23 protein-coding genes and 2 pseudogenes are annotated in these 25,652 nt (G+C 32.1%); 23 read left to right on the top strand and 2 right to left on the bottom strand.

Features of this window, described 5'->3' with window-relative positions:
• Positions 1-149: 149 nt before the first annotated feature.
• The 7 genes and pseudogenes from JCM14822_RS12600 to JCM14822_RS25065 all read left to right on the top strand — a co-directional run bounded on the left by JCM14822_RS12600 (position 150) and on the right by JCM14822_RS25065 (position 3,497).
• The gene (locus JCM14822_RS12600; protein ID WP_054742737.1) at positions 150-371 is read left to right on the top strand and encodes a DUF2508 family protein; all 222 of its coding nucleotides are present in this window, start codon (positions 150-152) and stop codon (positions 369-371) included.
• Positions 372-406: 35 nt separating this feature from the next.
• Positions 407-652, top strand: a complete 246-nt coding sequence (locus JCM14822_RS12595; RefSeq protein WP_054742736.1) for a pro-sigmaK processing inhibitor BofA family protein — start codon at positions 407-409, stop codon at positions 650-652.
• A gap of 370 nt (positions 653-1,022) precedes the next feature.
• Positions 1,023-1,496 carry a hypothetical protein gene (locus JCM14822_RS12590; protein WP_054742735.1) on the top strand — a complete coding sequence of 158 codons (474 nt, stop codon included), beginning with the start codon at positions 1,023-1,025 and terminating at the stop codon, positions 1,494-1,496.
• The gene (locus JCM14822_RS12585) at positions 1,493-1,732 is read left to right on the top strand and encodes a hypothetical protein (RefSeq protein WP_054742734.1); all 240 of its coding nucleotides are present in this window, start codon (positions 1,493-1,495) and stop codon (positions 1,730-1,732) included. Before JCM14822_RS12590 ends, JCM14822_RS12585 begins: the two co-directional genes overlap by 4 nt.
• Before the next feature lie 168 nt (positions 1,733-1,900).
• A complete protein-coding gene (locus JCM14822_RS12580) occupies positions 1,901-2,200 on the top strand; it encodes a hypothetical protein (RefSeq protein WP_054742733.1) in 300 nt (99 codons plus the stop codon).
• On the top strand, positions 2,194-3,054 hold the full coding sequence (locus JCM14822_RS12575) for an SCP2 sterol-binding domain-containing protein (protein WP_054742732.1): 861 nt from the start codon (positions 2,194-2,196) through the stop codon (positions 3,052-3,054). Before JCM14822_RS12580 ends, JCM14822_RS12575 begins: the two co-directional genes overlap by 7 nt.
• Positions 3,055-3,081: 27 nt before the next feature.
• Positions 3,082-3,497, top strand: a pseudogene (locus tag JCM14822_RS25065) (HIT family protein).
• Between the two features lie 230 nt (positions 3,498-3,727).
• Here the strand turns inward: JCM14822_RS25065 and asnB are convergent.
• Entirely contained in the window at positions 3,728-5,563 is a 1,836-nt protein-coding gene (gene asnB / locus JCM14822_RS12565) for an asparagine synthase (glutamine-hydrolyzing) (RefSeq protein ID WP_054742731.1), read from the bottom strand.
• A 288-nt stretch (positions 5,564-5,851) separates the two neighbouring features.
• Here asnB and JCM14822_RS12560 point away from each other — a divergent pair.
• From JCM14822_RS12560 to JCM14822_RS12515, 10 genes and pseudogenes are all read left to right on the top strand, one after another.
• Positions 5,852-7,005: pseudogene (locus JCM14822_RS12560) on the top strand (NAD(P)-dependent malic enzyme).
• Positions 7,006-7,019: 14 nt separating this feature from the next.
• Positions 7,020-8,099 carry an undecaprenyldiphospho-muramoylpentapeptide beta-N-acetylglucosaminyltransferase gene (locus JCM14822_RS12555; RefSeq protein WP_054742730.1) on the top strand — a complete coding sequence of 360 codons (1,080 nt, stop codon included), beginning with the start codon at positions 7,020-7,022 and terminating at the stop codon, positions 8,097-8,099.
• Positions 8,100-8,129: 30 nt separating this feature from the next.
• Positions 8,130-9,200, top strand: a complete 1,071-nt coding sequence (locus JCM14822_RS12550; RefSeq protein ID WP_054742729.1) for a methyl-accepting chemotaxis protein — start codon at positions 8,130-8,132, stop codon at positions 9,198-9,200.
• A gap of 221 nt (positions 9,201-9,421) precedes the next feature.
• Positions 9,422-11,020, top strand: a complete 1,599-nt coding sequence (locus tag JCM14822_RS12545) for a CTP synthase (RefSeq protein ID WP_054742728.1) — start codon at positions 9,422-9,424, stop codon at positions 11,018-11,020.
• Positions 11,021-12,012: 992 nt separating this feature from the next.
• Positions 12,013-12,408, top strand: coding sequence for a heavy-metal-associated domain-containing protein (locus JCM14822_RS12540; RefSeq protein ID WP_054742727.1), 396 nt, complete (start codon positions 12,013-12,015; stop codon positions 12,406-12,408).
• 72 nt (positions 12,409-12,480) lie between these two features.
• Positions 12,481-13,173, top strand: a complete 693-nt coding sequence (locus tag JCM14822_RS12535; protein WP_054742726.1) for a 5'-methylthioadenosine/adenosylhomocysteine nucleosidase — start codon at positions 12,481-12,483, stop codon at positions 13,171-13,173.
• A gap of 157 nt (positions 13,174-13,330) precedes the next feature.
• Positions 13,331-14,041 carry a hypothetical protein gene (locus JCM14822_RS12530; protein WP_054742725.1) on the top strand — a complete coding sequence of 237 codons (711 nt, stop codon included), beginning with the start codon at positions 13,331-13,333 and terminating at the stop codon, positions 14,039-14,041.
• 180 nt (positions 14,042-14,221) lie between these two features.
• The gene (locus tag JCM14822_RS12525; protein WP_054742724.1) at positions 14,222-15,568 is read left to right on the top strand and encodes a glucose-6-phosphate isomerase; all 1,347 of its coding nucleotides are present in this window, start codon (positions 14,222-14,224) and stop codon (positions 15,566-15,568) included.
• 121 nt (positions 15,569-15,689) lie between these two features.
• Positions 15,690-16,208, top strand: a complete 519-nt coding sequence (locus tag JCM14822_RS12520; RefSeq protein ID WP_054742723.1) for a transcription repressor NadR — start codon at positions 15,690-15,692, stop codon at positions 16,206-16,208.
• 150 nt (positions 16,209-16,358) lie between these two features.
• On the top strand, positions 16,359-17,450 hold the full coding sequence (locus JCM14822_RS12515) for a PTS transporter subunit IIC (protein WP_172674820.1): 1,092 nt from the start codon (positions 16,359-16,361) through the stop codon (positions 17,448-17,450).
• 32 nt (positions 17,451-17,482) lie between these two features.
• On the opposite strand, the gene yyaC is transcribed toward JCM14822_RS12515, so the two are convergent.
• Positions 17,483-18,073, bottom strand: coding sequence for a spore protease YyaC (gene yyaC / locus JCM14822_RS12510; RefSeq protein WP_054742722.1), 591 nt, complete (start codon positions 18,071-18,073; stop codon positions 17,483-17,485).
• Positions 18,074-18,456: 383 nt separating this feature from the next.
• On the opposite strand from yyaC, the gene JCM14822_RS12505 reads away from it, so the two are divergent.
• From JCM14822_RS12505 to pdxT, 6 genes are all read left to right on the top strand, one after another.
• Positions 18,457-19,968: a LysM peptidoglycan-binding domain-containing protein gene (locus tag JCM14822_RS12505; protein ID WP_054742721.1), complete on the top strand. Its 1,512-nt coding sequence runs from the start codon at positions 18,457-18,459 to the stop codon at positions 19,966-19,968.
• A gap of 95 nt (positions 19,969-20,063) precedes the next feature.
• Positions 20,064-21,530 carry a glycogen synthase gene (locus tag JCM14822_RS12500; protein ID WP_054742720.1) on the top strand — a complete coding sequence of 489 codons (1,467 nt, stop codon included), beginning with the start codon at positions 20,064-20,066 and terminating at the stop codon, positions 21,528-21,530.
• A 183-nt stretch (positions 21,531-21,713) separates the two neighbouring features.
• Positions 21,714-22,901 carry a DUF5711 family protein gene (locus JCM14822_RS12495; protein WP_054742719.1) on the top strand — a complete coding sequence of 396 codons (1,188 nt, stop codon included), beginning with the start codon at positions 21,714-21,716 and terminating at the stop codon, positions 22,899-22,901.
• Complete coding sequence (locus JCM14822_RS12490) at positions 22,902-23,585, top strand: CvpA family protein (RefSeq protein WP_054742718.1); 684 nt, start codon at positions 22,902-22,904, stop codon at positions 23,583-23,585.
• Between the two features lie 263 nt (positions 23,586-23,848).
• Positions 23,849-24,727: a pyridoxal 5'-phosphate synthase lyase subunit PdxS gene (gene pdxS, locus JCM14822_RS12485; RefSeq protein WP_054742717.1), complete on the top strand. Its 879-nt coding sequence runs from the start codon at positions 23,849-23,851 to the stop codon at positions 24,725-24,727.
• A gap of 1 nt (position 24,728) precedes the next feature.
• Entirely contained in the window at positions 24,729-25,304 is a 576-nt protein-coding gene (gene pdxT, locus JCM14822_RS12480) for a pyridoxal 5'-phosphate synthase glutaminase subunit PdxT (RefSeq protein ID WP_054742716.1), read from the top strand.
• Positions 25,305-25,652: the final 348 nt, after the last annotated feature.

Raw genomic sequence — 25,652 nt, 5'->3', positions numbered from 1 at the left:
ATGGTATCATATTTTTGTGATACCATCTCATTTCTTTTGGACAATAATTGTGATTTATTTGAAGGGTTATGAATATACTACTATATAAAAAGCAAAATGTATAAAGGGGGAGGGCTTTAGGGTATACTTCTAAAAAAGGAGGGTATTTTATGCAGGAAAAACGAAGGCTGATTGAACGAGAAAAAGAATTGTTACAAGTAGAACTTAGTAGAGCGCAAGATGAAATGGCGGCTGCATTTAATCAATTTCAAGCAGTAGTAGAACCAGATCTTATTGATTATTATACTTATGCATATAAAGCGAGCATGGTAAAACATGATTATCTTATAAAGCGATTGAAAAAATTATATGAACAACCAGAAGAGGTTTAAGTAAAGGAAGTGTTTGAAAGAAGAGAGGGGAAAAGATGGAGGTACAAGAGATAGTGATTACTGTTGTTACGATAGGGGTAATAATGGGGATATGGTATTTATGCCGTGATTTTATTTGTAAAGTCTTAGGACGTGTATTAATAGGAATTGTAATGATTATAGCAGTAAATATTATCTTACCACAGTATGCTATTGGTCTAAATTGGATTAGTATGGGGTGTGCTTGTGTATTGGGGGCGCCAGGAGTTGTTACATTATATATAGTAAACGCGGTAATATAAGTTATCCTCATAGGATTGTTGATAAAGAATAAAATTCTGTGGATAATACAAGGATAACTTTAATTAAATAAAATAAAAACTATAAACAATTTGTGGATAAAAGTATAAAATAATGCTTAAAAGCCTTGAAAAAACAGTAAAAACATGTTGACACTAATATGGGGATATGTTAATATATGTGTGTGGATATAGATGTGGATAATGATTTATATCCGATAATGACGTAAGTATAACATATCAATCCCTTTTGCTCTATATATGTAAATATATAGAGTATTTTTTGCCTTTTTACCAAATAAAGGTATAAAGTTATAAGAATATGTATACACTATAATTACCAATGCTAAATGTCATATAAATGGAGGAGTGTATGCATATATTAGAACGGATTAATTTATATACGCAAGAAACCAAAAAGAATCCATATATTTATTCATTACAAAAGCTTGGGATAGAGTTATTTAGAGAATATATCACAAGTAGTGGTTTAGATGTAGAGGAGTCTTATTTGAGTAAGGAAACACTAAGTAAGTTGATAGTATATTGGATTCCTAAGAATAAAAGATATTTAAGTGAAACACAGGCCTACCAAGTAATTTATACTATACATGATATTTATAATTATATTGTGGCACATAGAGTATGTGAAGATAACATCAATCATATGACTAATATAGAAAATACACAGAGTAGTAAAGAAGAATCAAGTAATGAAAGAATAGAACCCCCAACACTTCTAGAACTTTATGGAGAAGAGTATATGAGGCTTTATAAAGTTAAAAATAAGCTCTTTAGTTTGACAAAAGATCCTGTTATAGCTGTTGATCCCCTAGTGTTGATTTGAATAGATATCGTCAAAAGAAGAACAAAGGTGGATATCAAGAAATTGCAACAACCTATGAACAGGCTGTTTTTAAAGTTATAGAATGTAAAGAGGGTGGTCAAGTTACACTGACTAAACCTAAGCAGAATAAGGAATATAAACTTTTGCTAGAGTATCCTATTTATAAAGATTTAAAACCTGGTGACTTGATTCATGCTACAATCAAGAGAAGTTATTTTATGTGTATTGGGAACTAGAGGAAATAAAATCGTATTATCTACCAGAAGCTATCGTTTTCTTATAAAGTAGGAATTATGTTTTGATAATTCCTACTTCTTTTTTGTACACAGTTATAAAATATATGCTAAAATAGGAGTAGAATTCAAGTATAAAATTAATAGAAGTAGTAAGAAGGGAAGAAAAATATGAAAGTAGTACTGCTACTTGCAGATTGCAATGCAAATCATTTAAAGAAAAGTGTAGATGTAGTTGTAAACGTATTACAAGAGTTAGAAATAGAAGTACATAAAGTGGATTTGTATAAACTACCATATTATATGGGCGTTAAAAGTAAAGAGATGGATTTAATTATGTCTACTATTAGTGAAAGTAAAGGCGTTGTTGCAGTAAGTAATGTACCAATGCTATCTATGCATGGAGCGATGCAGAGTTTTTTGATGGTGCGACGTTATATAATAGCGAGTTATTTAATAAGCCAATGTTAGCTATTACATATAGTGAATGGTTAGGGGAGACAGAGGCGGCAGAGCGAATACTTAAATCATGGAATATCTTAGGTGGGATAGAAGGGGCCAAGGTTTGTTTTAGTAAACAGGTGTCTATTGAAGAAGTAGAAAGTAGACTTGAAAGGGAGACGGAAGATTTTTATAGATTATTAAAGCAAGAACGTAAAAATATAGGATGCAGTGAAAGGATGATATATCGTTCTTTTAAAGAGGGTATTTCATTTGGAAATTTAAATGGTGTAGTAGAAAAAGTGCCAGAGCCAGAAGTAGAGAAAAAGCCAGAAATCAAGAGTTTTGCAAGTATGATAAGAACAGAACAAGTAGAAAAAATTTCTACAGATGTAAATACAATCTATGAAGCACCTAAAGTAGTACAAGCACCAGGAAGTTCAGAAAGTCATATTGATTTATCTACTAAGGAACAGACGATTAAAGAGATTAGTAATTTACTTAAAAAAGATGTGGATGATGAATTTGTAAGTATGAATACAGGTGTATATCGTAGACCAAATCAAGCAGAAGGTATTAAGAATAAGAAAATTCAGCAGTTACCACATTACTTTATTGCACAACATGATAAGAGCTTAAATGCTATTTTAAAATATCACATTACAGATCTTAATGAAGAAGGCTATATTATCATTCAAAATGGTGACTGTGTATATGAAGAAAGTATATCAGGTATGCCAACTGTAGAATTAGTATTAACAGATGAAGTGTTTAAAGAAATTCAAAACAAACGCATGACATACCAAAAAGCATTTATGCTAGGCAAACTTAAGGTAAAAGGAAACTTTGGAATCCTACCTAAGCTGGATAAGGTATTCAAATAAATATAAAGAGGCAAAGGAGAAATTAAAATGAGTGAGAATTGTATATTTTGTAAAATTATTAAAGGAGAAATTCCGTCTTTTACAGTGTATGAAGATGATTTATTCAAAGTAATTTTAGACAGATTTCCAGCGGCACCAGGGCATTGCTTAATCATTCCTAAAGCACATTACAAAGATATTTTTGAATTAGGAGAAAAAGAAGCAGCAGCGATTTATCCATTAGCTCAAAAAATTGGTGCTCAAATAAAAAAGCTATGAATGCAGATGGACTTAATATTGTTCAAAATAATGGGGAGGCAGCTTGCCAAAGTGTACACCACTTCCATTTACATTTAGTACCAAGAAAAATGAACGATGGCTTACAACTTAATAAGAGCTCAAATACAGATACAACTATTGAAGAATTAGAAGCAGTATTAAAACAAATTAAAGACTGCCAATAAGTATAGAAACAAATAGGCTGAGTCAAGAATTTGCTATAACGTCAAGTTGGCGTAGAGGCAAATAATTGGCTTAGCTTTTACATTATGTAAAAGAAGAGGGGAGTTAAAGTTCTATTAATAAATGATTTTGAAAAATGTGTATTTGAAAATTAATGGTATTAAGATTAATAATATTAATTCGAATATATAAAAACAGCCATGAATCAAAAGATTCATGGCTGTTTTAGATATTAAGCTGAAAAGTTTGTGAAGTATTCATCGTACCATGTAAGGAACATAAATACTGTCCAAATCTTGCGGCTGTTATCAGTTTTACCAGCTCTGTGAGCATCTAAAAGAGTAACAAGGCTTTCTGTATGGAAGTATTTATTAGCAACTTCAGATGTAAAAGCATCTTTTATGATGTTGTAATATTTATCTTCTTTAAGCCATACACGAATTGGTACAGGGAAACCAAGTTTTTTCTTATTAGCAACGCTTTGAGGTAAATTGCGTTTAGCAGCAAGACGCATAGCATATTTGGTGTTTTCTTTGTTTACACGGTATTTGGTAGGGATTTTAGAAGCTACTTCAAATACCTTTTTATCAAGGAATGGTACGCGAACTTCAAGAGAGTGTGCCATACTCATTTTGTCAGCTTTAAGGAGGATATCTCCAGCAAGCCACATATGCATATCTAAATATTGCATTTTTGTGATATCGTCTTTATCTTGAACTTTATCGTAAATAGGTTTTACGAATTCAAATGGATCGATAGCGTTAGTTTGGATTTTAAGAAGTTTCTTACGTTCTTCAGGCGAGAACATGTAAGCATTTCCTAAGAAACGTTCTTCTAAATCTTTACTTGCACGGATTAAGAAGTTTTTACCTTTGAAGCTAAATGGAATTGTTTTTGCAATGCTGGCAAGGAAACGTCTTAAACCTTTTGGTAATTTACGGTATTCAGCTGAATCAAGAGGTTCTTTGTAGATGTTGTATCCACCAAAGAATTCATCAGCACCTTCTCCAGAAAGCACACCTTTTACAGTTTGGCTAGCAAGCTGACAAACGAAGTATAGTGCTACAGCTGCCGGGTCAGCTAAAGGTTCGTCCATATGATATTGTACTTTAGGAAGTACATTCCAGTATTCTTCTGGAGTAATTACTTTGTTTGTATTTGGAATATTAATTTCTTTTGAAAGTTCTTCCGCATAACTGATTTCATTATATTTTTCGTTAGCAAAACCTACAGTGAAAGTATGATCTCCACCAAAGCAGCTTGCTACATAACTAGAGTCTACACCGCTTGATAAGAATGAACCAACTTCTACATCACTAATTTTATGAGCTTCGATAGATTCTTTCATTTGTTTATCAATAGCATCTACATAGTTTTCAAGAGTATCTTCTTTAGCATCGAAGACAGGTTCCCAATAACGAGTTAATGACATTTTACCATCTTTAAGCACGAAGTAATGTGCTGGTGGTAATTTGAAAATGCCTTTGAAGAAAGTTTCAGGTAATGCAGAGTATTGGAATGTTAAATAGTTTTCAAGAGCTTCTTCATTAAGTTCTCTTTTAACTTCAGGGTGCTTGAGAATTGCTTTGATTTCTGAACCATACACGAAGTTATCGTCGAAAAGTGTATAGTAGAAAGGTTTGATACCAAAGTGGTCACGAGCACCAAAAAGTACTTGTTCTTCTCTGTCCCAAATAACAAAAGCAAACATACCGCGAAGATGATTTACAAGTTCTGTACCATATTCTTCGTATCCGTGTACGAGAACTTCAGAATCAGTATGAGTTTTGAAGATATGACCTGCTGCAATGAGCTTTTCTCTAATCTCCATAAAGTTATAAATCTCACCATTGAAAGTGAGAACGAAACGTCCATCTTCATTATAAAGAGGTTGAGCACCTGCTTCTAAGTCGAGGAAACTAAGACGTCTAAATCCCATGTTGATATGATCATCTATATATTCTCCTGCACTATCTGGACCACGGTGCGCAATAGTGTCCATCATATTGTTTAGGATTAATTTCTTATTAGCTATATTTGTATTTACAAAGCCGCAAAAACCACACATATGTAAGGGCTCCTTTCATTAATTGTACACAATGACTTTAACATATATCTTTATTAAAAGCAATGTACACCGTAGGTACATATGAGAGTGGAATATCTTCCTTTTGTTAATAAGTATTACCTATTAACAAGATAATAAACACATAAATCATAAGTGAGGGGTTATTGACTAAAACTTTAATCAAAAGTATTATTAAGATAAGAAGTATTGTCTTAATAATGCACAAAATTAAAGACAAATCAATGGCACTAAGAAAAAATTAACAGCATAATAAAAGGAGATTTAGTCATGGATTTAAAAGAAACAGCACTTAAGATGCATGAAGAATGGCAAGGGAAATTAGAGGTAAGTTCAAAGGCAAAAGTAGATAGCGAGAAGCTTTAGCAATAGCATATACACCAGGGGTTGCAGAACCTTGTAAGAAAATCACAGAAAATAAAGAAGATGTGTATAAATATACTATGAAAGGCAATACTGTTGCTGTTATCTCTGATGGAACAGCTGTACTTGGCCTTGGTGATATTGGACCAGAGGCTGCTATGCCTGTTATGGAAGGAAAGGCAGTGCTTTTTAAGGAATTTGCTGGCATAAATGCCATACCTATTTGCATAGATACTAAAGATACTGCTGAAATTATTAAGTTTGTAAAACAAATAGCACCTACATTTGGGGGTATTAACTTAGAAGATATCTCAGCTCCTAGATGTTTTGAAATTGAAGAAACACTTAAGAAAGAATTAGACATTCCTGTATTTCATGATGATCAACATGGTACAGCGATTGTTGTATTAGCAGGAATTATTAATGGATTAAAAGTAGCTAAGAAAAATAAGGAGACAGCTAAAGTTGTTGTTAATGGGGCTGGATCGGCAGGTATTGCAATTTCAAAATTACTTTTATACTATGGTTTCACAGATGTAACAGTAGTAGAGCGCTTTGGTATTCTAGAAGAAAATGAAACATGGATGAACTGGGCACAAAAAGAAATGTGTAAAGTAACAAATAAAAGACATATGCGTGGCGAGCTAAAGGATGCGTTAGTTGGTGCCGATATATTTATAGGAGTTTCTGCGCCTAATATTGTTTCTAAAGAAATGATTGGCAGTATGAATAAAGATGCTATTGTATTTGCAATGGCAAATCCAGTACCAGAAATTATGCCAGATGTTGCAAGAGAAGCAGGGGCACTTGTTGTTGGTACTGGACGTTCTGACTTCCCAAATCAAGTAAATAATGTTATTGTATTCCCAGGTATCTTTAAAGGTGTGCTAGAAGCAAGAGCTACAGCCATTACAGAAGATATGAAAATTGCAGCAGCTTTAGCGATTGCAGGTATGGTAGATGAAAAGGATTTAGGTCCAGAGAACATTTTACCTCAGCCTTTTGCTGAAGGTGTGGCTGATAGAGTAGCGAAAGCAGTTATTGAAATCGCTACAAAATAAGGAGGATTATAATAGTGAAAACAATTGTACTTACAGGTGGCGGTACAGCAGGTCATGTTACACCGAATATTGCGTTAATACCAAGTCTGAGAGAAGATGGTTGGGATATTAAGTATATTGGTAGTTATAATGGTATGGAAAAGGAACTTATTACGAGAGAAAACATACCTTATTATGGCATATCATCAGGAAAACTGCGTAGGTACTTATCTAAGGAGAATTTAAAAGATCCTTTCAAAGTTATGAAAGGATATTTTGAAGCTTGTAGATTGTTAAAGAAAATTAAGCCACAAGTGGTGTTTTCAAAGGGTGGATTTGTAACTGTTCCAGTTGTACTTGCAGCTAGAACATTAGGTATACCAGTTGTTATACATGAATCAGATATGACACCAGGACTTGCCAATAAGATTGCAATGCGAGGTGCTAAAACTGTCTGTGTAAACTTTGAAGAAACACTTAAATATGTAGGGGACAAAGGTGTGCTTACAGGTTCGCCTATTCGTAAAGAGCTACTTACAGGGGACAAAGAAAAAGCATATAGATTATGTGGATTTAAACAAATTAAACCTGTTTTATTAATGATGGGAGGAAGCAGCGGAGCAAATACAATTAATGTTGCATTACGAGAAGCACTTCCAGAACTCTTAAAACGTTTTAATATTATTCATATATGTGGTAAAGGAAATTTAGATGAAGCTAAGTTAAATGTAGAAGGTTATAAACAGTTTGAGTATGCTAATGCAGAACTTGCTGATTTATTTGCAGCAACAGATATGATGCTTTCTCGTGCAGGAGCAAATGCTTTGGCTGAAATTGTAGCACTTAACATTCCTAGTTTACTTGTTCCTTTATCTGCAGCAGCTAGTCGTGGAGACCAGATATTAAATGCTAAAGCAATGGCGCAAAAAGGATATTGTAAAGTATTGTTTGAAGAAGACTTAACTGCAGATAGTCTAGTTTCTAATATAAAGGAATTAGATATGCACAAAGAAAGTTATATTCAAGCAATGCAGAAGGATACAAAAATTAGTGGTATTCAAAAGGTAATGAAGGAAATTCAAAAGGTAATGAAGGAAATTCAAAAGCATAGTTAAAATACTTTAATGAAGAAATGGGGGAGAAATATGTTTGGTAATAATAAAAAAGATTTACAATATATGAAACAATTAGCAGCAGGTGAACTTGATGAATTATTAGAAGCACTTAAAGCTAGCAAGAATGCAATTTTAGGGGTTGAAACAGTAGAGGAACTTATCTCATTAAGGGAAGGTATCAAAGGTTTAAAACAAGATGTGTCAATGCTAAAAAATGACATGGATATGATTAAAGGTTATGTAGATGGTAGTGTTGGGCAAGTGAAAGGCAAAATTGCTGAATTAGAAGCTTGGCAAAGTGAATTAGGCCAAAGAAGCAACCAAACTGATGCCACAAGACAAAAGGTTGATGAAAAAGGTCAACAAATGATTATTACATTAGAAGGTATTAATAAAAAAGTTGAAGTATCAGCAGCTACTACAGCATATATTGAAAATCTTTTAGTAACAATTACATCAGCTGTTAAAGATATTAATGCAACAGCTAAATCAATGAAAAAACAGGTTAATACTTTTATTGAAACAGCTCAAAATGTAGCAAGTAATATCACAGGTATTTCATCTATTGCAGAGCAAACTAATTTATTAGCACTTAATGCATCTATTGAAGCTGCTCGTGCTGGTGAAGCTGGTAGAGGATTTGCAGTTGTAGCAGAAGAAATTAGAAAGCTTTCAGATGGTACAAAAGAATTACTTGAGAATATGACTAAGTTCTTAAGTGAACTTGAAAATTCTTCACTTAAGACTAATGAAGAAGTTGAAGCAACAACTATTGGTATTGAAAAAATTGAAGAGAAGATTGAAGAAGTTGATAAGAATATCAAAGATAGTAAAGCAAATACAGGTGTTATTGAAAAAGAAATGCATCATATTACTACATTCATGCAAGAATTAGCAGCTGCAAATGAAGTGGCATGTGGTAAAAATGATGAAGATATAATGAAATTAGATAAGATGAGTAAGAGTATTCAAAGTTTATCAGAAATTGAAGATGAGATGTTACAGATCAATGTGATTATTGAAGAAATGAATAATAAATATGAAACAATCTTAAGTGTAGTGCAAGATTTGGAATGTCAAAAAGTAATTGGTCTTAAATAATACACATATAAAATAATAAAAAGGCTTATATTATTAGCTGTTTGGCTAATAATATAAGCCTTTTTTGAGTAAAAATAGACAATAAAATACAAATTAATATAATACAACTAAATAAAATGTAAAAATTAAGAACAATGTGTAACATTCCTTGACACTCTTGGTTTATAATTATAAAATGTTAAAGTTGATAATGTGAAAAAAAAACGGTTGAGGTGAAAAATATGTCTACAAAATATATTTTTGTTACAGGAGGAGTCGTTTCTGGACTTGGAAAAGGAATTACAGCAGCGTGTCTTGGAAGACTTTTAAAAGCAAGAGGAAAAAAGGTTACCATTCAAAAGTTTGATCCATATATTAACATTGACCCAGGAACAATGAGCCCTTATCAACATGGAGAAGTATTTGTTACTAATGATGGTAGTGAAACGGATCTAGATTTAGGACATTATGAAAGATTTATTGATGAGAAACTTAATAAGTACAGTAATGTTACTACAGGTAAAATATATTGGTCAGTTCTAAATAAAGAACGTAAAGGAGACTACTTAGGAGCAACTGTTCAAGTTATTCCACATATCACAAACATGATTAAAGACTGTGTGTATCGTGTAGGAAATACAGGTGAAACGTCAGATATTGTTATTACTGAAATTGGAGGAACAGTAGGTGATATTGAAAGTTTACCATTCCTTGAAGCGATAAGACAGGTAGCAACAGATGTAGGCCGAGAAAATGTATTATATATTCATGTTACACTTATTCCTTATCTTGCAAAATCAGGTGAAATGAAAACAAAACCAACACAACATTCTGTAAAAGAATTATTATCTATTGGAATTCAGCCAGATATTATTGTATGTCGAACAGAACAGCCTATTTCAGAAGATATGAAATATAAGATGGCGTTATTCTGTAATGTAGATAAAGATTGTGTTGTACAAAACTTAGATGCGGAAACTCTTTATCAAGTTCCACTTATGTTAGAAGACGAAGGGCTTGCCAAAATTGTATGTAGAAAACTCCATATTGATTGTTCAGAACCAGACTTAACAGAGTGGAAAGCTATGGTTGAAAAAGATAAAAATAAAGAAAAGAAAACTAAAATTGCTCTCGTTGGTAAATATGTAGAATTACATGATGCATATATTTCTATAGTGGAATCATTACATCATGCAGGTATTTATCATGGGGCAGATGTAGAAATTGATTGGGTTAATTCAGAGGATGTAACGCATGAGAATGCAGCTGAGATTCTAAAGGACGCTAAAGGGATTCTTGTTCCAGGAGGATTTGGTGACCGTGGTGTAGAAGGAAAAATTGAAGCTGTACGTTACGCTAGAGAAAATAAGGTGCCATACTTTGGAATATGTTTAGGTATGCAATGTGCAGTTATTGAATTTGCTAGAAATGTATTAGGACTTAAAGGCGCACATAGTAGTGAACTTATGCCAGCAACTAAATATCCAGTTATTGATATTATGCCAGATCAAAAGGATATTGAAGATATGGGTGGAACAATGAGACTTGGTGCTTATCCATGTGTACTAGCCGAAGAAAGTAATGCATATGCTGCCTATAAACAAAAAGAAATTGAAGAGAGACATCGTCATCGCTATGAATATAATAATGAATATAGGGAGTTGTTAACAAGTAAAGGTCTTAAGATAACAGGGGTATCACCAGATAATCGTTTAGTAGAAATTGTAGAAATAGAAGATCACCCATGGTTTGTAGGTGCACAATTCCATCCAGAGTTTTTATCAAGACCCAATAGACCACATCCACTATTTGTAGATTTTGTGGGAGCAACTTTGAAATAGAATAAATATAAAAAGAGCTGCCAGCATAAATATGCAATGTCATTAAGTTAGCTATCTTTTTTATGATTAATTATAAACCAAGAATGTTTCAGTAAAATAATACTGTTTCATTCTTGGTTTATTTTTGTGTTTTTCTATTTTTGCACATACTAAATACTCCGTTAAGAATGGCGGAGTAAAAAAAGTTGTATTTTCTAGATTTATGATAGTCTATAATTGAATGAAACTACAGTAGTACTGACAGCTACTCGCTGTCTTTGACGATTTGGTCTTACGGGAAGAAGAAATCGCCTTATTGTAGCTTCTATATCATATGTTGGCTATAATTTTCTATATTTAAAAAAGTGTAGACAAATTTTTGTACCCTGCGTGAAATTGACCTGAAGGTGGTGCTGTAGGTCTTTTTCTTCTGATGATGTATTTAATGTAATAGACATACTGAAGTTATACATCACCAAACGAGCATAGATTTCCTGTAAAATAGAATTTTCTTGCTTTGAGTGAAATGCTCGTAAGCCTAAGATATACTTTGCCTCTTTAAATCCTGTTTCTATTCCCTATCTTTTTTTTACTAAGTCCTTTTTGAATAACTGCATCTACAAACTGTTTGGGTTCTATATCAAAGGCAGTATTTAAATGCAAAGAAAATTCCTATGGCTTATTACTTATTTTTCTTATATTTTCTAATATACAATTTTTTAGTTCATTTGTGTGTGTATTCATCACAACACCTTCTCAACGAGGGGTTTCGCAGCAAATTTTTAATACTTTGTCAAGCTTTTTCACGTAAAAAATAATCAAATACCTATAATAAGTACTTGGTTATTTAAGGAAATCTCAGAAACAATGTCTTAACTTAATGACATTGTATAAATATGCTGACAGTTTTTTTATTTAGTTTGCTATTAAGGCTTGTATAATAGTCTAAAATGAAGATTATGGTCATACTTTAAAATATAAGTAAATTATTATACAAGTAGGGGGCAATAAAAATGTTTGGGTTTAAGAAGAATTTAATTAAAAGTATGATTAAAATCGAGACTATTAGTAATGATCCTGGTGAACTTAAGTTGTATGCAAAGCAGATTATAGATATAGAGGATGAATATAGAGTCTATGAACATTTTATATTAGATGCTATAAAGATATTAAAGGGTATTAATGATGTAAAAGTTGACTATGATAGAGGTTTAGTAACGATTAAGTATAATGAGAGCCTAGTAGCAGCAGAAGAGATTTATAGGTGGATTGATATTCTTATAGATATTAGTCTTGATAATAAAGAGTTTATTAAAGATAATGGGGAGAAAGATGTGAACTTAGTATGGGCTAAGTTAAAGCCTATTTTAGAAAAACGTGCATTAGAAGTTAAAAGTAGAAGAGATTAGGGCTTTTAGAACAGTTAATATTTGTATATAATAAAGAGAGTAAAATAAATAAACTAATGGAGGAGTAAATAAATGATAGGAATTATTGGGGCAATGGATGAAGAAGTTATTTCTCTTAAAAGAAAGATGACAGTTACTGAAGAAAAAGAAATTGCTGGAATGACATTTTTTGTAGGAACAATTAAGGAAAAGGAAGTAGTAATAGTAAGATGTGGTATTGGTAAAGTAAATGCAGCAGTATGTACACAAATTCTTGTGGATATGTTTAATGTAGAATACATTATTAATACTGGGGTTGCAGGTGGTTTATACCCAGAACTTAACATAGGTGATATTGTTGTATCAAGTGATACAGTAGAACATGATATGGATGCTTCAGCAGTAGGAAATCCTAGAGGGGAAATTCCACGTATGAAAAAAACTTACTTTGAAGCAGATAGCAAATTAATTGAAACAGCACAAGAAGCTGCTAAAAAACTTAAAGGTAATCATAAGGTATATGTAGGACGCGTTGCAAGTGGTGATCAATTTGTTTGTAGCATGAAAGTAAAAGAAGATATTTATACAACATTCACAGCATATTGTGCTGAAATGGAAGGGGCTGCAATTGCACATGCATGTTACTTAAATCAAGTGCCATTTGTTATTATTAGAGCGATTTCTGATAAAGCAGATCAAAGTGCAGATGTAAACTTTGAAGAGTTTGTGGATGTAGCTGCAAAAAATGCAAGCCGTATGATTGAAAGTATTTTAGAAACAATTTAATAATTTATACAGGGCAGGATGGTAAAGTGCAAGACTTTGCTGTCCTGCTTTTGTATGTATAAAAAAGTAGGAGATAGAGTAGTTGAACTAAAAGTTGAAAAAATTCAAAAAAATGTTAAAATAAAGATGGTATATTTAAAGATAAGGAGGGGAGAATATGTTGGTAGCATTATTTGTATTTGAGATAATACTAACTGGATTAACTGTTTTTACCACATGTATGGTAGAACATAAGTTTAAAACTATAGAAGAAAGCTTAGATATGTTTACAAATCATAAAGCATATACTACTCAGTCACGCATTGCTTTTGTTGACAGTATAGTTAATAGGTATAATAAGTATGATGCTGAGGCTGAAGTAGATATAGACAGCATTATCAAAAGCCAATTGTCAAAAGAGTATATTGGTAAGTTTCCTTATGTATCCGTTAAAAATATAGCGACAAAATTGAAGTATGTTATGTGGGGATGTGTTGTACTAGAATTATTGGTGGCTATTGCTAATGGGGATGGCACTACGCTAAGAACAGTTATTATGATTTCCACGAGTATCTTTTTAACAATTAGTATGGAATTTTATACTATTATAAGGGGATTAAATGAACATGGGGATAATATGATTGCTGAGATTAGTAATTATGTTGTAAATGTGTATCCATTGAAAAAGAAGAAAAAGGTACAAATAAAAGGAAATAAGCTTATCGTGTTAGATGCCAAGGGTAATAGCATAGAAAAGAAGTTGACCCAAGAGGAAAGGGAAAAAATCAAGCAAATAGGTAAAGAAACGACAGCTAGCAAAATAGAAAATGAAGAAGAAGTTATTCTAAAAGTAGAAGATATTGTGCAACTATTGGAGACACTGTCTTAGAAATTTTGTAAAAGAAGTTATAAAAATAGTTTTTTTTATATTTAAAGTATAAATTAATAAAAATATATATGATACTGATAAATCTATTATAATTTAGTGTTTAAAAATAATCAAAGTTAGATTATAATAGAATATGTTAAAAAAGTATATTAACCTGTCGATATTAGGAGGATTTTAGTAATGAATAAAATTACTGTTGATTACTCTAAAACTGGAGTACAAGCTCATGAGGTAGAATACCTCAATGCACAAATCGGTCTTGCACATCAAATGTTACATGAAAAAACTGGAGCAGGAAATGACTTCTTAGGTTGGATTGACCTTCCAGTAGAGTATGATAAAGATGAATTTGAACGTATTAAAAAAGCGGCTGAAAAAATTCAAAATAATTCTGATGTACTTATTGTAATCGGAATAGGTGGTTCTTACCTTGGTGCAAGAGCATGTATCGATGCTTTAAGTCATACATTCTATAATGCACTTAGCAAAGAACAAAGAAAAACTCCAGAAATTTATTATGTAGGAAATAATATTTCAGGAACATACCTTAAAGATCTTTTAGATGTATGTGAAGGAAAAGAAGTTAGTGTAAACGTTATTTCTAAATCAGGAACAACAACAGAACCAGCTATCGCTTTCCGTGTATTCAAAGAGTTCATGGAAAATAAATATGGTAAAGAAGCAGCTAAAGAACGTATCTTTGCTACAACAGATAAAGCTAAAGGAGCTCTTCTTACATTAGCAAAAGAAGAAGGTTATGAAACATTCGTTATTCCAGATGATGTAGGTGGACGTTTCTCTGTACTTACACCAGTTGGATTACTTCCAATTGCAGTAGCAGGTATCAGTATTGATGATTTAATGAAAGGTGCTGCTGACGCAAGAGAAGAATATGCAAATCCTAATGTAGAAGAAAATGAATGCTACAAATATGCAGCAGTTAGAAATGCACTTTTAAGAAAAGGAAAAACTACAGAAATCATCGTAAACTATGAACCATGTCTTCAATACTTCGGTGAATGGTGGAAACAATTATATGGTGAAAGCGAAGGAAAAGACGGAAAAGGTCTTTACCCATCATCAGTAAACTTCTCAACAGACCTTCATTCATTAGGACAATATATCCAAGATGGTCAAAGAATGTTATTTGAGACAGTTATCAACGTAGAAAGCCCAAGAAAAGATGTAACACTTCAAGAAGAAGCTACAGATTTAGATGGACTTAACTACTTAGCAGGTAAAACAATGGACTTCGTTAACAAACAAGCTTACCAAGGAACAATTTTAGCTCACGTTGACGGTGGTGTACCAAACGTAGTAGTTAACTTACCAGCTATAGATGCTTACAATATGGGTCGTATGATTTACTTCTTTGAAAAAGCATGTGGTGTAAGTGGATACTTATTAGGAGTTAATCCATTTAACCAACCAGGTGTAGAAGAATACAAAAAGAACATGTTTGCATTATTAGGTAAAAAAGGATTTGAAGCTTTAAGAGAAACTCTTTTAGCAAGACTTCAAAAATAATAAATTATAAAAAACAGTTAATGAAAGTTAAACTTTCATTAACTGTTTTTATTGTAATTTTTTCAATGAGTTGTGCTATAATAAGGGAAAAAGTTTCATTATTTAAAAGAAGGGAAATGAAATGGACGGCGAACAAAGAAGAAAAAAAATACTTAAGGTTTTAAGTGAAAATACGAAACCTATTAGTGCAACATTTTTGGCAAAGAAGTTGGAAGTTAGTAGACAGGTAATCGTACAGGACGTGGCATTATTACGTGCACAAGGATGCAACGTATTGGCTACAGCAAGGGGATATATTTTAAATAAAGAAGTAAATGCAATGTGTCAACGTGTTGTACTTGTTAAACACGATAAAGAACATAGTGAAGAAGAACTTAATATTATTATTGATAACGGCGGAAGAGTAAGAAATGTTATCGTTATACATCCCGTTTATGGAGAAGTAGTAGCAGATTTAATGCTACGTACAAGGAGGGATATTAAACAGTTTGTAACTAAGTTAGAGCAAAGTGAGGCTATGCCGCTATTGAAATTAACAGATGGTACACATATGCATACGATAGAAGCATCTAATGAAGAGGAATTAGATATTATAGAGGCAGAATTAAGAGAACATGGATTCCTTATAAGTAACACATAAGAAGCAAGGAAGATGTAATGATAATAAGAGTTTAAGTAGTCTACATGGCAAAGAGTGCTTTGAACTCTTATTTTTTATGGATTAAATGGTTTGACTAGTGTCATGACACATGTTATTATGTATACAAAATTAAATAAAGGAGAGACCAATATGAATGATAAAAATAAATGGCGTATATATGGTAAAAAATTTATAAATCGCTATTTAATAGATGGTTTAAGTGGAATGGCTTTAGGTCTATTTTCCACCCTATTAATAGGAACAATTATTAAACAAATAGGATCATTTATGCCTAATGTTTGGTTTGGGCAATTTTTAATCCAGCTAGGACAAATTGCCACGGTATTAACAGGTGTAGGTATAGCGGTAGGTGTAGCCCATAATTTAGGTGTAAGTAAACTTGTATTATATTCAAGTGTATTAAATGGTGTAATCGGTGCTTATGCAACTAAAATATTAGCTGGGACATTTATTACTGAAAATGGTATTTTATTTAGTGGCCCAGGAGATCCTTTAGGTGCTTTTATAGCAGCTGTTATAGGTGTAGAAATTGGAAGACTTGTAGCAGGAAAAACAAAATTAGATATATTATTAACGCCAGCAGTCACTATTGTAGCAGGAAGTTTAGTAGCCCTTTTGATAGGATCAAGTCTTGCAAAATTTACAACATTATTAGGCGCATTTATTGAACATTCTACAGAACTTCAACCATTTTTAATGGGAATTGTTATATCAGTAGCAATGGGTATATTTTTAACATTACCAATTAGTTCGGCAGCTATTGGTGTTATCTTAGGTTTATCAGGAATAGCGGCAGGGGCAGCTACAGCAGGATGCTGTGCACAAATGGTGGGATTTGCAGTGATGAGTTATAGAGAAAATAAGGTAAATGGCCTTATTGCACAAGGACTAGGAACATCTATGTTGCAAATGCCTAATATCGTTAAAAATCCTAAAGTATGGCTTCCACCTATATTAGCTAGTGCGGTTACAGGTCCTTTATCAACTGTTGTATTTAAATTACAAAATGTACCAGCTGGCTCGGGGATGGGAACTTCAGGTTTAGTAGGACCTCTGTTGATGTGGCAAACGATGATTGAGCAAGGAGCCAACGGTACTGTGTTATTTATACAAATAGCAGTTATCTGCTTTATATTGCCAGGTGTATTAACTTGGGCTTTTGCATTAATGTTTCGATCACTTAAGTGGATTAAAGAAGGAGATTTACAACTTGATTTATAGTAAATAAATTGTCTAATCGTTATCTTAAGTGATTATAGATAAGATTTATTAGATTTATAATACCTCCAGAGACAATATTTCATACCAGAAGAAATAGTATCTGCCATGCGCATAACTAAAGAGAGCCTGGTATTTTGAAGTACAACCATATTCATGAGGCTACTAAAGTTAACGATGCCTGTGATATGCAAATGTCCTACTGGAGGTAATTCTTTTTTTACACCAGCGCCTGGTGTGATAGAACCTTCACCAATAGTAATACATCCTACATTGTTAGTAGCGCCTAAACAGGCATCAATAGCTAAAACAAGTGCGTTACGATGTTCTTCTAAAATAGTATTTAATGTTTCTTCGAGATTTTTGGCATGTACAGGCTCATCTAAAGTGCCGTACAATGTAACCTTTTCTTCTCTTAAGTCTTTTAATTTATAGCCTACTAACGGACCTAGGCTATCACCAGTTGCACGGTCTGTACCAATACAAACAATAACAAGTTCATCATTATGATAAGGCAGATAAGTTGTAAGATAACTGTGAAGTTCATTACAAAAGGTGCTGAAATGATTTGATTCATTGATATTGATGTATAGGGGAGAGGCTTTATTACTCCATTCAGGGTTCATACGTTTATCACCACTTTCCTAATTTGTTGTTATAGTTTGCCACTTTTTTTAGGATTTATTTCTTATTTTCAATAGAATTTATTTAGGAATCTGCTAAGGTAAGTAAAATCAAGGATTTGTACATTAAAGTTTTACAGCTGAATATATTTTTAAAGTATATAAATTTTGAATTTCTATAAAAACAATCCTTAAAAATATAAAATCCGTATAAAAAATATGAGTAAAGTAATATAGTAACAATAAATGGTAAAAAAAGTAAAAACAGTACTTAATATGCAAATAAAAAAACTGATATGTTCGACATAAAGGATTAAAAAATTTATTCCCCTTGTAGTATCCTTTAGGAAATGGATAAAATGGATAATAATGGAAGGGGAATACTTATGGGGAAAATATCTTATAGACCTAGTAAAGGCCAATCTAATAAGAGTAATAAAAATACTAAGATTACAAATTTATATGATAATAGTGGACAAGATGTCAGTACTCAAAATATAAGTGAGGAGATTAAAACTGATGAACTAGTAGAAGAACACAACCAGGAAAATGATTTTAACCAAGAAGATATTTTAGAGCAAACCACTGAAGATGAAGTAGCTATTACATCATTCAGTCAGTATAATGAAATTACAGAAACAATAGGTGATATAGAAGTAAAAAGTACTAGAGAAGTTCCTAATAAAAGTAGACAGGAAAAAAAGAAATTAGATAATGTCAAGATGATTGGTGATATGGACTGTGAATTTCATATTTACATGGAAGATTATGTTTACACATACATTTATCAATATGCTTATTCTGATTTATCTAAAGAAAGTGCTGCAATTCTTATAGGTGAAGTATATTTAGATAGTAAAGAGGCCATGATTACAGGGATGATTCCAGTAGATGTAAATAAGCTTACAGATGGTAGTGAATGGATTAACTTAGAAGTTGTTAATGAAATAGAAGAAAAGAGAAAAGAGTATTTTGCAGACCAAGATATTATTGGATGGTTACATATGCAGCCTGGCTATGGCACAATGTTGACTATGAAAGAACTTAGAGAACATAGAAGTGTATTTGAAGGTACAGGTAGTGTATTTATGCTTGTTGATGCACTAAATAAAGTGGAAACTGTATATGTTTATGAAGATGAAGAACTCAAAGAACAAAGTGGATACTGCATGTATTATGAACCTAACGAACCTATGCAAAAATATATGGTAGAGCATCCTTTTGCAAAGAAAGAAACAGAAGAAATTAAGGATACTGTAGTTAATCAATTTAGAGAAATAGGAAAGATTCGCAAGGAGGAATACCTTCAAAAGAAAAATACAAGTTTTACAATTATGGCAGTAGCCATTGCTTTAGTAGCTCTAACCGGTATTATTGTAAGAATGAATGATGCAAAGGGGTTAGGTAGTAATCAGATAACAGCCGTTATGTCAAACAGCGTTAATGATGTAAGTGATAAGGAAGGTTCAAATAATCAGCAAACTGCAGTTAATAATACATTAGGTAAAGAAATAGGTACTGTAACAGATGAAATTCAAATAAGTAGTGATGTTAGTAATGTAGATGAAACAAATACAAGTAACACTGATGAAGAGAGTGTGCCAACTATTACAGGAGAAGAAATAGTAGGAGAAGATGATAAGCAGGATGAAGTAACTTTGGATACAAATAAAGTAGATGAAGCAAGTAATGCAGATCAAACTAGTAAAGAAGAAAAATCATCATCAGCAGAAGAGGAATATGATATTTATGTGGTTAAACAAGGTGATACATTAGCTAATATTAGTTATGATAAATATGGTAATGCTAAAAAGTCATTAGAGATTGCTAAGCTTAATGGATTAGATAGTACCAATAATATTTATGTTGGGCAAGAATTAAAAATGCCTAAAAAATAAACAAAAAATTTGAAAAACGAACAATTAAACTGTACAAATCATTTAAAAAAAGTGTATTATAAGAGGAGAAATAGTCTAAATTAGGAGGTATCACAGTGAACAATCGACCACTTAAGTGTTTGTTTGTATCCACAGAAGTAGTACCTTATGCTAAAACAGGTGGTTTGGCAGATGTTATAGGCGCATTACCTAAGAAATTACGTGAAAGAGGGATAGATGCTAGAGTAGTAATGCCTTATTATCAACGTATTAAGGGAAAATTTTTTGAACACGACGAACATTTTGTAACGAGTTATGATGTTTATTTAGGATGGCGAGTACAGGGTGTCGGCCTATATTTTGATGACAGCATTGTGCCTACCTATTTCTTAAAAAATGATACATATTTTTCAAGAGATGAATTGTATGGTTATCAAGATGATTATGAACGTTTTGCGTTCTTTTGTAAGGGTGTACTTGAAATGCTAAGGCATATTGATTTTATGCCAGACATTATACAGTGTAATGATTGGCAGACAGGCCCATTATGTTTGTTGCTTAAAGATATGTATAGTAGAGACATGTTCTTTTCTAAAATTAAGACAATCTATACAATACATAATTTAAAGTATCAAGGATTATTTGGAAGAGAGGCATTAGATGTTTTAGAACTCTCTAATGAATATATGAGTCCAGAACGTATAGAATACCATGGTGCTGTAAGTTATATGAAGGCAGGACTTATTTATTCAGATAAGATTACAACAGTAAGTCCAACTTATGCTGAAGAGATTAAAACATATGAATATGGTTGTGGCTTAGATCGATTATTAGGCGAAAAGTTATATTATAAAATAGAGGGGATATTAAATGGAATAGATTATAATATTTATAATCCACAAACAGATCCTCATATTTACACAAATTATAATATAGATACATTAGAAATGAAGAAGGAAAATAAATTTGCCTTTCAAAGAGCCTATGGCTTAGAAGAAAAAGACTGTATGATGATAGGTGTTGTTTCAAGAATTACAGATCAAAAAGGTTTTGATTTAATGAAACAGCAAGTATATGAGGCTTGGGTAATGGATAAAATCATGGAATTGGATGTTCAGTTTGTAATATTAGGAACAGGAGAGAAAGAGTATGAAGATATGTTTAGATACTTTGCTAATAAGTACAAAAAGCGTGTCTGTGCTTTTCTAACGTTTAATGAACCATTAGCTCAAAAGATTTATGCAAGTAGTGATATTTTTTTAATGCCATCGTTATTTGAACCGTGTGGTTTAGGACAACTCATAGCAATGCGCTATGGAACTGTACCAATTGTAAGAAAAACAGGTGGATTAAAGGATACAGTAATTCACTATAATCAAGAAAGTAAAGAAGGTACAGGCTTTGAGTTTGAAGACTGCTCAGGTTACTGGATGTATAAAAAAATTGAGGAAGCATATAATTATTACAATACTGAAGGACAAGAGGCCTTTAGACAAATGCAGTATAATGGAATGAAAAAAGGATTCTCTTGGGATGACGCTGCAAGAAAATATGAAAAAGTATATAGAGCACTTGTACGTTAAAATATAAATGTTTATAAAAGAACTACTAAGCATGGTAAGCTAGGTAGTTCTTTTTGTTATTATAGATGTGAAGACGGTTATTATGAAGATAAGAGAGCAAGAGACATATTACACTTTTACTTTGAATTAATAATAGAGTAGTGTATGATAAAAGCATAAGCAGTACTTAGAGGAGGAAAGAAAATGGCTAATAAATTGAAAAAAGAACATATTAGGCCTACCACTTTAATTTTGGTAATTGTTATATTAGGCATACTTGTATATGGAGCAGTAAATATGTTTGATGTTTTTTCATTAACAGGCAGTGCAATTAACTTAAGTGAAGCTAAAGAAATTATAAAATTAGATATAAAAGATAATGATTATATAGGATTAAATGATAAACAGATTATTAAAGTTAATAGAGATGGAATTAAAGCGTATGATTTAGATGGATATGAAGTTTGGTCGGATACACTTAGTGTGAATAATTATGTTGTAAAGCAAAGAGAACCATATATAGCAGTAGGTAGCAAGGAGGAAGGTAAGAAAATTTCTTTGTTTAATACAAAGGGAAAAGTAATAGATATTACATTAGATAATCCAGTTATATATTTCTCTGTAAATGAAAAAGGTGGCATTAGTGTTATCCAGAAATTAAATAGTGGGAATATGGTAGCAGCCTATGATGTAAATGGAAAATATTTAGGTGGTATGATTAGTTATACAAGTAATGAGGGATATCCTACATCTGTAGAGCTTTCAGCAGACAACAAGTTGTTACTTGTAACTTATGTAAAAACTGATGAGCCAATTCTTACATCTTCTATACGTGCCATTGCTATGGAAGAAGTAGAGGGTAAAGAAGGTGAAGGTGTCAAATATGGTATTCTTGAAAGAGGAAATCTCATCTATGAGGTAGAGTTTATAAGAGATAATATATGGGTAAGCATTGGTGATCAAAAAATGACTTGGTATGATATGAACGGTAATGAAATTAAAAGCATTGCGAATATAAATTCTATTTTTAGACCATATTTATATAAACAAAGTAAATACGGTAACGGCTTCTTTCCTATTGTCTCAAGTGATTATCCAGAATCAAGTATTATTAAACGTAAGGATAAATTAACATTTTGGAATGCACAAGGGACAAAAGATTTTGAAACAGAATTACAAATGGCAGCAAATTATTTATATACAGATGAAAGAGGTGTTGTAATAGGTTCAAACAATCAATTTATAGGGTATAACAAAATGGGAAGCCAAACATTTGCTTATAAGAGTACAGTAGACGTAAATAAAGTATTTTATTTATCTGAGATGAGAAAAGGTATTGCAGTAAGTAAAGAAAACGTAATACTATTAACACCAAAAAGGATGGTGAAATAAATGTTAGATTTGATTATTTTAGGAGTGCTACTTATATTTGCATTTGTAGGTATGCATAGAGGATTAATAGATGAAATAGTAACTTTATTAGGTTCATTAGGTGCGCTTATATTATCATTTATTGTGTATCCATTAATTAATATAATCCTAAAGCTTACGCCTTTATATACATATATTAACGAATGGGTAAGAGAAAAGGTAGTAACTATTCAGTTTGGAAATGGTGTGCAATCACAGGGGCAAGCAATTGTACGAAACTTTACATGGCTACCAGATTTTATGAGTGAGACACTTGTAAAAAATAATAATCCAGAAGTATATAAGGCTTTAGGTGCTAATAATATAATAGATTATGTAAGTATTTCAATAACAAATATTATTATGTCCATGTTAGCACTACTTATTACTTGGCTTGTTTTAAAAGTAGTTTTAGTAGGAAGTGTACGCATTATTGGGAAATTTGTTGCGAAGTTACCAGTTATTTCAAGTCTTAATAAGGTAGGCGGTTTTGGAATCGGTATTATTAAAGGGCTACTTACATTCTGGGTAATTACATTAGTTGTACCATGTATTATAGCTATTCCTAGTTATGGAGGACTGGAAACACTCATAGAAGGAAGCGTATTGTTTAAATGGCTCTATGAAAACAACTTAGTATTATTAGTATTTCAACAAGTATTTTAGAATATAAAGACTAATATGTTTTTTTAGCTATCTGTAAGTTTTACAGGTAGCTTTTTTGTATAAAGAGCTTTCTGATAGAAAAGATAAATTGTATCGGAATAATAAGGGTATAACGATACAATTGAAATGTATGGGTGCAAAGCATAAGTAAAAGAATAGCTGAGTTAAATCTATTTATTTTTAAAATAACACATGTTAATATATGATTAATTTCTAGGAAAAATAGATGAATTGTACCGGTACAAATATAAGGAGCATATTTGATGAGTGAGAGATTACAATTAAATAAAAATTTAGCACAGATGTTAAAAGGCGGCGTTATTATGGATGTAGTTAATCCACAAGAGGCTATAATTGCAGAAAAAGCAGGAGCAGTAGCTGTTATGGCATTAGAAAGAGTGCCATCAGATATACGAAAGCAAGGTGGAGTGGCAAGAATGTCTGATCCTAAAATGATTAAAGAAATTCAGGAAGCAGTCAGTATTCCAGTAATGGCTAAGGTACGTATAGGACATTTTGTAGAAGCACAGATTCTAGAAGCATTAGAAATTGATTATATAGATGAGAGTGAAGTGCTAACACCAGCAGATGAAGATTATCATATCAATAAACATAATTTTAAAGTACCTTATGTGTGTGGTGCACGTAATTTAGGAGAAGCATTAAGACGTATAGGAGAAGGTGCGGCGATGATTCGTACAAAAGGAGAAGCAGGTACTGGAAATGTAGTAGAAGCCGTAAGACATATGCGTACAATGAATAAAGAAATTGCAAAAGTAGTAGGAGCAAATGATGAGGAACTTATGACAATAGCCAAAGAATTAGGTGCACCATATGAACTTATTCGCTATGTAAAAGAAAATGGTAAATTACCGGTTGTGAATTTTGCGGCAGGAGGAATAGCTACACCAGCAGATGCAGCGCTTATGATGCAATTGGGAGCAGATGGTGTGTTTGTAGGTTCAGGTATATTTAAATCTTCAGATCCAGAAGCAAGAGCAAAGGCAATAGTAAAGGCAACAACTTATTATAAGGACGCCGATGTATTAGCAGAAGTATCAGCAGGATTAGGAGATGCAATGACATCTATAGATATTCGTCAACTAGATGAAAAGCAGCTTTATGCTACAAGAGGGTGGTAAGATGAAAACGATAGGTGTTTTAGGTCTACAAGGCGGTGTAGCAGAACATTTAACAATGTTAAATGAGATAGATAATATAAACGCGATTAAAGTTAATTATTTATCAGAATTAGATAAAATAGATGGGCTTATTATTCCAGGGGGGGAAAGTACTACGCTTGGTAAATTACTAAGAAGCTTCAATATGTTAGAACCTTTAAAACAGATGATTAAGCAGGGGCTTCCAACTTGGGGGACATGTGCGGGAATGATTTTGCTCTCAAAGAACATTGAAGGGGAATCAAAATGCTATTTAGGTACAATGGATATTAGTGTAAAAAGAAATGCCTATGGTAGACAATTAGGAAGCTTTCAAGTAGAAAGAGATATAGATAAGATGAAAATAGAAAGATTTCCATTAATTTTTATACGGGCACCCTATGTTATAGGGACAGGAAAAGATGTAGATATCATATTAAAAGAACAGAATGAAATCGTAGCTTGTAGACAAGCGAATATGTTAGCAACATCTTTCCATCCTGAGCTTACGAATGATAAAAGGGTTCATGAATATTTTATAAAAGAGCTTGTTAATTAGGTTAATCATGATATGACAAGATATAAGAAACATAAAAGGTAGAGAGTGTACAGTGAAATTATAGTTGTATATAAGGTATATAAGGGCTTAATGGAGAAGGTCAAAATGATAATTCGGGATTACTTCTTATTAAGTCTTTTATATAGTGTTTAAAAATAAGAAATGCATAAGAAAGGGAGCAAGTTAAAAAATAGATAATAAATAGAAATGAATAAGTAATGAAAAAGTACGCATAATAAGAAAGTAAAATAATAAAAGAAAAAAATTAAAAAAAGTTGAAAAAACTGTTGACGTATAACTATTCATAGTGTAATATTATACAAGTCAGCGGCGGACAAAGCAGCTAAC

This window comes from Cellulosilyticum ruminicola JCM 14822 (assembly GCF_001311925.1).
Lineage (GTDB): Bacteria > Bacillota > Clostridia > Lachnospirales > Cellulosilyticaceae > Cellulosilyticum > Cellulosilyticum ruminicola.
This window is presented reverse-complemented; position numbering and strand designations above follow the sequence as displayed.